Below are 11,680 nucleotides of genomic sequence, written 5' to 3'. Positions count from 1 at the left end.
ACCGTTCCCAGCCAGAAATGTCTCCATCTTCCTGAAACGCAGCCCGGGGCCAACTCAACCCGTCACACCGGGGCCACTTCACGTTGACATAGCCAGCGGCTGAGTTACACCACTTCGAAGGGTGTTCTGATCGAGGTCGATCAGCGCTACACCGACGTCTACCGCGACGGTGCGCGTGTGATCGCGGTGGTCGAGATCGACGAGCCGCGCACCGATCACAAGGGCGTCGAGCGCTGCGAGATCACCTACCGGGTCGTCGTGCGCGACGGTGTCGAGCTGGCGCTGACCCGCGTCCAGACGATGGACGCCGCTCGCCTCACCGACACCCGCCTCTACCGGCTGGTCGAGGAGGTGCGGTGATGGCGCGCGAGCGTGTGGTCGATGTGGTGATCCCGATCGTGCCCGATACCGGCGGCAACGGCATCGGTGTGGTCGGGGCGATGGCCGCGATGTTCGCCGCGGTCGTCGTCTTCGCCGCCATCGTGTGTGTGGTCGTGTCCTGCACGGATTTCGGGCCGGGCTCGACGATCCCGACCGGTGGCGGCTGCGCTCCGTTCTGCACCGCGACCGTGACGGCGACTCCGGGTGCGGGGGTTGCGCGATGACGGGCATCGAGACCTGCACGGGTGTGCGGGTTTTCCAGCTGCACCGCGACACCGACGTCACGGGGTTCTCCGGCGTCGGTGTGGTCGCTGACGGCGTGGTGTGGCCGGACGGGGCGGTGTCGATGCGGTGGCGTGGCGAGGTCCGCACCACGGTCGAGGCCGCTCGCATCGAGGACATCGAGACCATTCATGGCCATGACGGCGCGACCCGTGTGGTGCTGCTGGCCGATCTCATGGAAGGCGGCGCCTGATGGACCGCAATGTGAAGCAGCCCAACGGCTCTGATTTCGCGCAGACCTGGGGTTACCCGGTCGCTGTCGCTGCTGCGATCGGTGTGGGTGAGGCGGCGGGGATGTCGATCCGGGTCGGTGAGGCCCTCTACGGCGGCCCCGAGCAGCACGTGTCCTGGAACCCGCTGACGATGGCGCTCAACATCGCGACCGGTGATCTGGCGTGGACCGGTGCCGCGACCGGTGGTGCGGTCACGTTGGTGGCCGGGACCGCGCTGTCGGTGGCCGGGTCGGTGTGGGCGTGGCGCGCGGGCTGCGCGAAGTGCCGCCAGCTGGCCGGGAAAGCCGCCCAGCGCAAGCGCATCCGTAAGGAGGCCATCGACTCCCAGGCCCGCTACATGGCCCGGGGCAAGGAGCTGGCAGACCTGCGCCGCGACGCGATCTTGGGCAAGGCGAAAGACCTGCGGGTGCAGCTGCGCGACGGCGACGAGCCGGGCGTGCTGATCGGCCGCACCGTCGCCGACGGTCAGGACCTCTACGCCTCGTATGAAGACCTGCACCTGGACATCTGGGGTCCGCGCTCGGGCAAGTCGACCTCCCGGGTGATTCCGGCGGTGATGGAGGCCATCGGCGCGGTGGTCGCCACCAGCAACAAGCGGGATGTGGTGGATGCGACCCGCAAGGCGCGCGCACTGGTCGGTGACGTGCATGTGTTCGACCCCCAGGGCGTGGCCGAGGAGCCGTGCACCTGGTACTGGGATCCGATCGCGTGGGTGGCCGCGAACGGCGGCAGCGATGCGGAGGAACGCGCCGCCAAGCTCGCCGGGCATTTCGCCACGTCCGAAGACGGCGAGGACGCCAGGGGCGACAACTTCTTCCCCAAGGAGGGCGAAGACCTCCTCACGGGGCTGTTTTTGGCGTGCGCGATGGCCAAGCGCCCGATCACGCAGGCGTTCAAGTGGGTGACCAGGGTCAATGACCACGAGCCGATCGAGATCCTGCAAGCAAACGGGTGCGACCTGTTCGCCGCCGCGCTGTCGGACCAGTACAACGCAGATCCCAAGCAACGCTCCGGGGTGTTCTCCACGGCGAAGAAGATGGCGTCGTGCCTGAAGTACTCGCGGATCCGGCCGTGGGTCACCCCGCCGGCCAAGGGTGAGGCGCCGCGGCGGGCGTTCGATGTCGCGGACTTCGTGACCTCTCGTGACACCTTGTTCCCGCTGTCGGAGGAGGGTAAGGGCTCCGCGGGCCCGCTGGTGACGGCGTTGTGTGCGGCGATCGGCGACGCGGGCAAGAGTGAGGGCCGTCGTCATCCGGGCGGGCGGTTGCCGGTGCCGCTGTTGATCGTGCTGGATGAGGCCGCCAACATCGTGCGCTGGGCCGATCTGCCCAAGCAGTACTCCCATTACGGGTCGCGCGGCATGGTCGTGATGACGATCTTGCAGTCGTGGGCTCAGGGCATGCGCTGCTGGGGCGAGGCGGGCATGCGGGCGTTGCTGTCGGCCACCAACGTGCTGACTCTCGGCGCGGGCCTGAAGGACACCGGGTTCCTCAAGGACATGAGCGAGCTGGTCGGGCAGCACTACGAGCTGGTCACCTCGACCAGCACCAGCCACAGCAACGGCAGCAACGGCAGCACCAGCCGGTCGACCTCCACCTCGCGCGCCACCGAGATCACCCTCGCCCCCAGTGATCTGGCCGCCTTGCCCAAGGGGCGCGCGCTGGTGTTCACCTCCGGTCACCGCGCCACTCTCGCCGCCACCGTGCCCTGGTTCGAACGGCCCTACGCCGATCAGATCACCGCGGCGCTGCACGAGCTCGACAACTCCCACCCCACCACGTCGGCCGAACGTGCGCATCTGCGTGTGGTGCGGCCGTGGACCGATGAGGAAGGCAAGACCGCATGACCGACAACGCAACTCAGCCCACCATCCCCGCCGCCGACGCCGACGCCACAGAGCGGGTGGTGCCGCAGATGGATCTCGGAGAGCTGCTCGACACCGCGATCCGCAAGGCCGTCACCACGCAGATCAGCGCCGAGGCCAAGAAGATCGCCGATGGCGTGATCGCGGACATGCTGACCCCGGAGGTCATCGCCGGGATGCGCGAAACCGCGATCCTCGAGGCCGAACTCGCCCTCAACCCCGCCCCGCAACCCGAGCCCGAGCCCGTCCCGGAACCCGAACCCGAACTTGAGCTGGAGGTGGAGGCCGAGCAGGAGCCCGAGCCGCGCGAGCTGATGTTCCCGACGGTGAAGGAGTTCGTCGAGGACTACGTGATCGAGATCTACCGGCGCAAGGTGTCGATCCTCAACGGGCGGCTGCACTGGTGCCCGCTGTGGTGGGTTCACGGCGAGGTGGTCGCCCGGTTCCAGGCGCTGCACCAGGCGTTCGAGCACCTGCGCCAGGGCCAGGAGACCGAGCTCGCGACGTGGTGGCTGGTGTATTTCGACCCGATGATGGAACGGATCTTCGACAAGACCGGCCCGTTCGAGTTCTGCTCGGTCGCCGAGGGTCACAGCAACAGGCTGCCGAAGCTGCCGGTCGTGATCGCCCCGCCGGAGGTCTTCGAGGACGACTCCTACGACCAGCCGGTCACTCCCTCGGGGCTGGTGGTGCCCGCCGCGCCGGTCGGGCACCGCCGCCCGGTCCCGGGCAGCTGGGAGTTCCCCGGATGAGCGCCCCGGCCCCCGACCGGGCTTCACGGGCGCGCGTACGCGCGGGCGCGCGCGAGGCCGATCGTAGCCGGGGTTCGTGGGAGACGATCCTCGCCGCGCTGGAGCAGGCAGTTGGCCCGGGACGCCCGTCCGGATCCTGGGTCAAGTTCTGCTGCCCGGTCCACGAGGCCGGCGGCGGTCATCACACACCGTCGCTGGGCATCAAGTACCTGGCGGGCGAGCAGAAGACAAAGGTCAAGTGCTTCACCGGCTGCGACGACCGCGACATCCTCGACACACTCGGGCTCGAGGTCCGCGACCTGTATGACAACCCGCTCACGCGCGGGCGCGGCGCTCACCGTCGCGTGCAGCAGGTTCGGCCTCGGCGGGTGACCCGCGCACAGCGGGCGATCGATGCGGCCGGGTTGCCGCTGGTCAACCAGAAGACCGACCGCGGCAATCAGGTGACGGCGTGGAAGCAGACCGCTGCCTACCCGTATGTGTGTGCCGACGGCACCCTCGCCGGTGAGGTCGTGCGCCGGGAAGCCGATTTCGAGCGTGGCCGCGACAAGCAGTTCCACCAGCGCCACTGGAATCCGCAGACGGGCCGGATGGAATCCGGCGGGTTCGCGCCGATCCCGTTCCAGCTCCCGCAGCTGCTGGAGGCGATCGGTGAGGGCCGCACCGTCTATGTCTGCGAGGGCGAGAAGGACGTCCTCGCCGCCCAGTCCGCGAATCTGGTCGCTACCACCAACGCCGGCGGGGCGCTGTCGTGGAGTGCCGAGCATGCGGCGTGGCTGCGTGGCGCCGCCACGGTCGTGATCGTCGCCGACAAGGACGCCCCCGGATATCGCCGCGCCGAGAAGGTGATGGGCACCCTCGCCGGACTCGCGGGCCGGGTGCGGGTCGTGCAGGCCGCCACCGGCAAGGACCTGTTCGACCACTTGCAGGCCGGTCACGAGATCGGCGAGTTGGAGCCGATCCCGCATCTGGATCCCCTCACCCCCACCGGCCCGGCCGCGTCGGCCGCGCCTGTTCCCGAAATCCCCGCCGCCGAGACCGATGTCGTCTCGGCGGCTTCGTCTACACCCCAGGAAGGCCCCTCCATGAGCAGCCTCATGTTCGAGACCAACGCCCATCACCCGCAGCACGACGACACCGTCGACCACGTCAACGGGGCGTGGGCAGGGGTCATGCGAATGCTGATGCAGTACCTGATTACCGCCGCGCGCCGCCACGTCGAAGCCAGCCGCGCCGACGCCGAGCGCAAAGCCGCCCTCGATGCCGACGAGAAAGCCCAAGCCGACGCGGAGCTGGCGGCGCAGCGTGCCGCCGCCGAGGCGCGGATTCAGAAGGTGCGTGAAGGCGGCCTCGAGAACGCCTCACGCGCTGAGATCGCCCAGGTCGTCGCCGACGCCGCCGCGTGGGCTCCTGACAGCGAGGCCGCGCGCAAGGCCCTGGTCGAGCTGAAAGCCCATGTGGCCCAGCGCTACGGCATCGACATCGACGCCGTCACCGGTGAGGTCGTTCCCGACGGTGAAGTGTCCCCGGAGCTGGCGGTCAGCCTGCAGGCGGCCGAGGTCGAGCGGGCATCGAAGGACCGGCTGCGCAAGGCCCAGGACCGCATGGTCGAGATGGTCGCGGCCGAGGAGCTCGACCAGTCGGTGAAGGAGGAGCTCTACGCCGAGATCGAGAAGTGGCGGGCCAACCCCACCGCCACCGAACTGACTGCGTTGAGCAAGAAGATGGCCGACAAGGGCGTCGGTGAGCAGACAGTCACCCGGATCCGGTTCGTCGCCGCCTACCTGGGCACCCCCGGCCAGCAGGTGACCGACGAGGAGCTGGGCACCGTGTCGGCGACGACACCGACCACCGAGCTGCGCAAACTCGGTGCCGCGCTGGTCGATCCCGGGGAGGAAGCCAAACCGGGCATCGACAAGCTGTTCGCCGCCTACCAGGACCGGCTGAAGGTGGGCAACCGCAACCTGACCGCCTCGATCCGGGCGCGGCTGAATGAAGCCCTCAAGGTTCTGACCCCGGAAGACCAGGCCAAAGCCCGCGCCCGCGGTAACGAGATCCGCAAGAACCCCGCCGCCACGTACGCGCCGCTGTGGCCCGATCACGTGGACCGCGACGAGCTGGCCGCCGTGGTGCGCATGTACGCGACCCTGGCACCGCAGGCCGACGCTGCCGCGGTGCGCGCCAACAACATCGACGACGCCACCGCCGCCGCGATGCGCAAGCAGGCCGCCAAACACCGCAAGACGATCACCCACGCCATCACCGACGGCAAGGGCCTGCACCAGTTGGAGAAAGACCAGCTCACCGCCGTGCTGCGGGACGTGGAAGCGGGCAAGGCCACCACACCGGAGATGCTGTTCGCCGACGACCGCTCCGCCGCCGCCCTCGACGCCGAGCGGGCCGGGCGCATCGCGCATGACGCCAGCCGCGCCCACCGCCACCAGGTCGAGAACCTGTTGGACACCAACGCGGTGCCGCGCGGCACGCTGCGCCGCACTCGCGAGGACCTCACCCGGGTCATGGACGCCCAGTCCGCGCTGGCCGCCGGCCGCGCCAGCTGGAGCGACTACGGCGACACCCAAGTTCAGGAACGGCTCAACCTGACCATGCAAGCGGCTGGGGTGGGCAAGTCGATGCGTGAGCGGGTGCAGGGGCATCTGGAACTGGCCGCCAGCGAGGCCGCCAGCATCGGCGAACAGGCTCAGCGGATCGCTGAGAGGTGGGAGCAGCGCCGCGAAGCCGTCGAAGCCGAACGGGCCCCGGAGAAACCGGCCTACGACAGTCCCGAACGCCGCGCCGAGTTCGCGGCCACTCTCGAAGCCTTCATGGACCCTGACCAGGTCGCCCAGCGCATGGCCGCTGATGCCGGACGCGCCAAACCAGCCTCCGCAGCGGTCAGGCGCATCCCGGATAAGGCCCGCAAAAACGCCCCCGGCGCGGGCGTGCAGCACACCCACCATCGCGGCAAAGGCCGCGGTCTCGACGACAACGACCTCGGCCGATGACCACCGTCGATGAGGCCCCGGACGAATTCCGTCAGGAGTACGGCTGGGGCCTGGCCCCGCCCGGTCTGAAAACCCGCCGTCAGCTGCGGGAGATGGGCAAAAGCCCCGGTCAGTCCCTCGTCGCTCTCATGGTCGGCAAGGTCCGGGGCCGGCGTGTGGTGGCGCGGCTGTTCGACGTCGATCTCGCCCCCGACAAGCGCGTGCCGAGTCCCGCGCAGTTGGAAGCGATCCACAAAGCCACCCGAGAACACCAGCTCCGGGCCGCCGAACGACGCGGATTCTCCCGCGCCGAGATCAGCGCCCCGCTCGAACCTGCTCCCGGCTGGGAGCAGAAACCCACCCTGCAGGAAGAAGGAAATCTCATGTCAGAACCGAGCATCGATGTCCCCGACCAGCTGGGACTCGACACCCCGACCGGGCACGGTCAGCGGATGGCGTACCTGCTGGCCACGGTCGCGGTCAACCAGGCCCGCTACCGCGACCAGCGCCTGGCGAAGGCTGTCGAACAGGCCCAGGCTGCCGGGCCCGACGCGGTCGCCGAACTCCTCGCCAAGTCCGAACAGGGCCAGGCCCGCGCCGAGGCCCGCCTGCAGGCCAGGCGGCAGGACAATCCGACGGCGGCCGTTGCGGCGCTGGCCGATGCGCTGATGTGGCACCCCAACTCCGAGATCGCCACCAAGCACCTGCGTCAGCTCACCTACGACTACGCCGAGCAGTGGGGCGTTCTCATCGACGCCGAGAACTTCGCCGTCAGCATCGCCCCGGACTTCGATGCGGTCGATGCGCAAGACCACGCCAAGGCATGGCGGCTGTTCGACCGCGAGTCCGCCGTGATGGACATCGTGTCCGCCATGCCGCTGCTGGACACCGCGAAGGATGCTGCGATGCGCGCCATTTCGGTATGGCAGGGAATCGGGATCTCCGCAGCCGATCCACGGGCGCATCTGCGCGATGAGGCGAAGCGCCGGGAACACCTGAGCTTCGATCTGGCGGCGGCGAAGCTGCCCGAGCCCGACATGGCCCGGGTGGAATTCATCGTCGACTACCTGCGCGGGAACACCGCTGAGGTCGACCTGCTCGACAGCCCGGTCCTCGTCGACCCGGGCGAGGAGGCCCGCGGGCGGGTGCCGCGTCTGCTGGAGCTGTTCGCGAGCAACCCGAAGGCCGCGTCGATGGTGGGCGAGGAGATCTCGGTCATGACCGCCGCCGACCAGGATCGGGTCCGTCAGGCCGGGATGCAGATCGCTCGAGGCGGTGAGGTCGATTTTCGGCTGTGGCCAGATCACGTCGACCGCTACGAGCTCGCCGAAGCAATCACCGAGTATGCCGCCGATTACGGCGAATTGCGTAGCGTGGCCGACTATCTCGCCGTCGGTGGCTTCAGCGCGGAGGAACGCGAGCGGCTCGGCGCGAACGACATTCCGGGCGTCACCGACGAGACCAGCGACCGGATCACCCGCCTGACCCAGCAGCGTGAACAGCTGCGCGCCACGATCCAGGACAGCAAGGGACTGGCCGCGGTGGAACGGGCCCAGCTCTCAGCTGTGCTCGCCGATATCGACGCCGGAGCCATCCGCGACCACAAGCAGCTGCCGGAGCTGTTGTTCGCCGACGAGCGCACCAAAGCCGACGCGGACGTCGTTCGTGTCGGTGTGCCCGCGTCCCGGCTCTCGGCCGCGACCCGGGAAGCGATCACCCAGCGCATCGAGGCGTCCGGCGTCGAGCCCCACGGCTGGGATGCCGAACGCCTCACCGTCGCGGTGTCGGCGATCGGGGACTCGCTCTACACCGTGGCCTGCGGCGCCCGCGGCAACGGTGGCATCGAGGCCGAACGCAAGTCCTACGCCGACAAACGCGCCCGCCTGAGCACGCAGCTGGCCAAGGCGGGCGTCGGCGAGGAGGCACGAACCGAGATACGGGAGCTGATCGACGAGCGCGCCCGCCAGGCTGGGGAATTGGGCAAGACCGCCGTACAGCGCGAGCAGCAGTGGAAGGCCAAGCTCGATCGCGCCGTCGCCGCCCGCAACGACTCCATCGCCCAGCGCCAGGCCGCCGTCGCCGGCCGCGCATCGGGCTCCGGGCGAGCCCGCGCACCCCGCCCCGACCGGGCTCCCGCCCAGGAGGCTCACGTGCAGGCCCAGGCCCGCGCTCGAGCCCAGACGCGGGCCGCTGGGCGTCGTGAGCTGCACTCGCCGGAGCTCGGGCAATGACCCGCATCGACCCCTCGAACACCTTCCCCACCATCACATTCGGAGACATCACCATGACCCGCACCGACGAACCCACCCTCGACACCACCGCGCAGCGTCACGAGCGGGCCGTGACCCGCATGTCGACCTCACGCGGGAGCCTGCTCACCGCACTGCTGGGGCCAACCGAACTGCTCGCCCCGCGTCACCAGGAGGTCATCGAACACACCGCCCAGAACATCGAGTTCGCCCTGTGGCGGATCGCCTTGGTCTCGGACACGGCCGAGAGCAAGGCGCTGTATCACCGTTCCCGGATCGAACTCACCGCAGTGCTCACCGCCGCCGGTATCACCGCGGCAGCGTTGAACACGATCAACCTGCTGCTCACCGACTGGGTCCGCGAAGCCGAACTCCTCGCCACCCACGCACCCGCACCCGAACCGGTGGTGGCGCGGTGACCGAGATCGACGACATCGTCTACGTCTACATCTGCGCCCGCCTCGACCACCCCGACGGCGCGGTGATCGACCTGTTCCAATCCGACCCCTGGGAAGAACACGGCGGCGACGGAACCATCGTCGGCCTCAACATCGAATGCTGGTGGGAATCCCTGACCTTCGACGGCACCCCGCACACGGCCGGGCCGGTCGACATCGACGCCGCCGACGAACTTCTGCGCGTCTGCGGATACCAGCGACTCAACGACTGGACCACCCGCACCGGCCGAACCGGCGCCACCATCCACTCCGCCGACGCACAGATCCGAATCGAGGATATCCGGTAACCACCACGCGAACACACGAGTAGAGCCCGACAACACGAACACAAGCGAGTAGGCCCCTGGGAGACCGAACCTCCCAGGGGCCTACTCGTACCCACGAAACCACGAACCGACCACCGAATTCCAGGCGGGGTCCGACCTGCCTGCGACGAGGAAGAGTTCCACGAGCTCATTCGGCGGGTGTGGTCGAACGCAGGTCACCTGCCATCTGACATGGCCGATACTCCTGGACAGACAGGCAATTCATGAACCTTGCGTCTGTTTCGATTACACCAAACCCACTGTCCAACAGTATTTTTCATGATCAATCGATGGAATACCGTTTCAAAAGCTTTGTTGCACAACATTTCTCGTGATCAAATGGATTCCGTCGCGCCCGGGTCCTCACAACACCAGGGGCGCCGGCAGCACCTGCGGTTGGAACAGCGACCCCGGCCCCCTCATCAGCCGACAGCGAGGGAGCCGGGGTCGTTTCACCGACCCGGTGGCTGCGGGGATGCCGGTCGGCGTGAAGGCCCGCCCCTGGTGAGGAGTGATTGTGAGAGTGTGAGCGGGGCCCTGCCATCGCCGTGTGACGTGTGGATCACGGGGTGCGACGCAATCAGCGGATACGCCCGAGAACCCCGGCCGAGCAGGGAATAGATGTCGAGCCGGAGCCTCGGGTTGCCTAGCCATCTTCATGCGCTGCCACGAACCTCCGAACAGCCCGTAGCGGCAGCAGACAATAGGCCCCTCGGCCACCAGGATGCCCGATACCGCGGTTCACGCGTGTCGCGTGCGCGGCGATGACAACACTTCAGAACGCGACCAGCCCGCCACGGACAGGCTCGCGGTTCCGTGCTCGAAACCGGAAACTTCGCAGGTCAGAGATACCGGATCGCGGCCCGTCGGGCGAGAACCGTGGACGCGACTTCGGCCCCGGTGCAGGATCCGGGGGCCGAAGCGGTGAGGCGAACTTCCTCGACGGGATATCGAGGCCTCGTCGACGTTACCGCTGCTCACCGGGGGTGACGGGCAACTCCGCCTCGAGCGTCACGACCAGTGATAGCTACTTGACATATCTGAGTGGAGTGGCAGTGTCTCGGGTGAGGCCGGGGTCTGAAGCGTCGAGTTCGGGCACTGGTCGAAACGCCGCGGGCTCGGTTGTTCTCCACGGGCCGGGCCCTGCGGTGTCGTGGGCGGGCGATGGCCTTGTGTGCTTGCTCGAAACGTGGGATGGTTTCGCACGGCTTGCGTGTTAGTCTCGTATGCGAGCAAGGAACCGGCCCTCCGGGCGTATGCCTCGACAGTCGGTCTGGCCCTCGGTGTAGCTACGGCAGCCGGGGGCTGCTCTTTTTCCGGGGTGGGTCACTCCAGCGGTTTCACGAAGTGGACCCGGTTTTTGATGATGCTGAACAGCTTCGAGGTGCTGTCACGGTGGGTGAGGCTGCGCCGGTAGGCCGAGGACACGACGTCGGGCAGCCAGAGCAGGTGTTCGAACTTCGGTGAGGTCTGCAGCAGTCGGACGTTGCGGAACTTGGGGTTCTCCGCGACCAGCTCCTTGTGGTTGGCGCGGTCCTTGTTGCGGAAGTTCTGTTGGTTGCGTTCCTCGAGCACGAGCAACTCGACCGGATCCCACAGGCCGTCCCCGCCGGCGGCGAGCTCGGCAGCGACACCTCGGTAGCACGCACGCCGCGCCGCTTCACCGTCCTTGTCGTCGGCGGCCACCGGGACGCGGTGGGCGATCACGCAGGGCTCGGACCCCTCGGCGAGAAACTCCAGCATGTCCTTCATCGCGGCCGGACCGTCGGGGTCCTGCAACGCCTCGGTGGAATGCCAGTAGGTGCCGCCGACGATCTGACGCAGCCCGCTGCGGAGCTCGGCCATATCGGGTTGGCGCACAACGACCGCGGTGAAGACGTAGAACGTCTCCGCCGGATTCACATCCGGGTTGTGGGTCTGATACGACTCATCGAGGTAGGCCACCGGACCCTTGGTGCGGCGGTAAGCATCGGCCACGATGGCGCCTTTCGCCGCATCGAATCCCATCGCGTAATCGTAAGTCCCGCTTATTCACTGGTTCGTGTCAATCGAAACAAACCTGATCGCCTCTCCTGGGCTGAACCGCCCCGGCTTTTCTGCCGCCCCGTTATGGGGTAGCAGGAAGGATATGGGCCATGCCCAAAAAGATCGACCCAGTGCTTCGGAGCCAGG

Annotated in this window: 10 protein-coding genes; 9 read left to right on the top strand and 1 reads right to left on the bottom strand. The window is 68.1% G+C overall.

Translation table 11 applies throughout. From position 1 onward, the window contains the following. The first annotated feature begins 177 nt into the window (after positions 1 to 177). From ACWEH3_RS34825 to ACWEH3_RS34785, 9 genes are read left to right on the top strand one after another with little or no spacing between them, the layout of a single operon-like run. Positions 178 to 360, top strand: coding sequence for a hypothetical protein (locus ACWEH3_RS34825; protein ID WP_450026130.1), 183 nt, complete (start codon positions 178 to 180; stop codon positions 358 to 360). Next, entirely contained in the window at positions 360 to 605 is a 246-nt protein-coding gene (locus ACWEH3_RS34820; RefSeq protein WP_450026128.1) for a hypothetical protein, read from the top strand. Before ACWEH3_RS34825 ends, ACWEH3_RS34820 begins: the two co-directional genes overlap by 1 nt. Continuing rightward, entirely contained in the window at positions 602 to 856 is a 255-nt protein-coding gene (locus ACWEH3_RS34815; RefSeq protein ID WP_450026126.1) for a hypothetical protein, read from the top strand. Before ACWEH3_RS34820 ends, ACWEH3_RS34815 begins: the two co-directional genes overlap by 4 nt. Beyond that, positions 856 to 2,742, top strand: a complete 1,887-nt coding sequence (locus ACWEH3_RS34810; RefSeq protein ID WP_450026124.1) for a type IV secretory system conjugative DNA transfer family protein — start codon at positions 856 to 858, stop codon at positions 2,740 to 2,742. Before ACWEH3_RS34815 ends, ACWEH3_RS34810 begins: the two co-directional genes overlap by 1 nt. Beyond that, entirely contained in the window at positions 2,739 to 3,512 is a 774-nt protein-coding gene (locus tag ACWEH3_RS34805) for a DUF4913 domain-containing protein (protein WP_450026122.1), read from the top strand. The genes ACWEH3_RS34810 and ACWEH3_RS34805 overlap by 4 nt, the downstream gene beginning before the upstream one ends. Beyond that, a complete protein-coding gene (locus tag ACWEH3_RS34800) occupies positions 3,509 to 6,517 on the top strand; it encodes a toprim domain-containing protein (protein WP_450026120.1) in 3,009 nt (1,002 codons plus the stop codon). The genes ACWEH3_RS34805 and ACWEH3_RS34800 overlap by 4 nt, the downstream gene beginning before the upstream one ends. Next, positions 6,514 to 8,727 carry an RRQRL motif-containing zinc-binding protein gene (locus ACWEH3_RS34795; protein ID WP_450026118.1) on the top strand — a complete coding sequence of 738 codons (2,214 nt, stop codon included), beginning with the start codon at positions 6,514 to 6,516 and terminating at the stop codon, positions 8,725 to 8,727. Before ACWEH3_RS34800 ends, ACWEH3_RS34795 begins: the two co-directional genes overlap by 4 nt. Next, positions 8,724 to 9,164 (top strand): hypothetical protein, encoded by a 441-nt coding sequence (locus ACWEH3_RS34790; protein WP_450026116.1) that lies wholly within the window; start codon positions 8,724 to 8,726, stop codon positions 9,162 to 9,164. The genes ACWEH3_RS34795 and ACWEH3_RS34790 overlap by 4 nt, the downstream gene beginning before the upstream one ends. Further along, positions 9,161 to 9,490, top strand: a complete 330-nt coding sequence (locus tag ACWEH3_RS34785; RefSeq protein WP_450026114.1) for a hypothetical protein — start codon at positions 9,161 to 9,163, stop codon at positions 9,488 to 9,490. The genes ACWEH3_RS34790 and ACWEH3_RS34785 overlap by 4 nt, the downstream gene beginning before the upstream one ends. A gap of 1,344 nt (positions 9,491 to 10,834) precedes the next feature. Here ACWEH3_RS34785 and ACWEH3_RS34780 read toward each other — a convergent pair. Beyond that, complete coding sequence (locus tag ACWEH3_RS34780; protein WP_450026112.1) at positions 10,835 to 11,515, bottom strand: hypothetical protein; 681 nt, start codon at positions 11,513 to 11,515, stop codon at positions 10,835 to 10,837. Positions 11,516 to 11,680: the final 165 nt, after the last annotated feature.

The sequence above is a fragment of the Nocardia sp. NPDC004718 genome, from assembly GCF_053601535.1.
This window is presented reverse-complemented; position numbering and strand designations above follow the sequence as displayed.

Bases quoted from the DNA above. Each gene is read 5' to 3' on its own strand.
- ACWEH3_RS34820 (WP_450026128.1), top strand. From the start codon at position 360: ATGGCGCGCGAGCGTGTGGTCGATGTGGTGATCCCGATCGTGCCCGAT.
- ACWEH3_RS34815 (WP_450026126.1), top strand. From the start codon at position 602: ATGACGGGCATCGAGACCTGCACGGGTGTGCGGGTTTTCCAGCTGCAC.
- ACWEH3_RS34810 (WP_450026124.1), top strand. From the start codon at position 856: ATGGACCGCAATGTGAAGCAGCCCAACGGCTCTGATTTCGCGCAGACC.
- ACWEH3_RS34805 (WP_450026122.1), top strand. From the start codon at position 2,739: ATGACCGACAACGCAACTCAGCCCACCATCCCCGCCGCCGACGCCGAC.
- ACWEH3_RS34800 (WP_450026120.1), top strand. From the start codon at position 3,509: ATGAGCGCCCCGGCCCCCGACCGGGCTTCACGGGCGCGCGTACGCGCG.
- ACWEH3_RS34795 (WP_450026118.1), top strand. From the start codon at position 6,514: ATGACCACCGTCGATGAGGCCCCGGACGAATTCCGTCAGGAGTACGGC.
- ACWEH3_RS34790 (WP_450026116.1), top strand. From the start codon at position 8,724: ATGACCCGCATCGACCCCTCGAACACCTTCCCCACCATCACATTCGGA.
- ACWEH3_RS34780 (WP_450026112.1), bottom strand. From the start codon at position 11,515: ATGGGATTCGATGCGGCGAAAGGCGCCATCGTGGCCGATGCTTACCGC.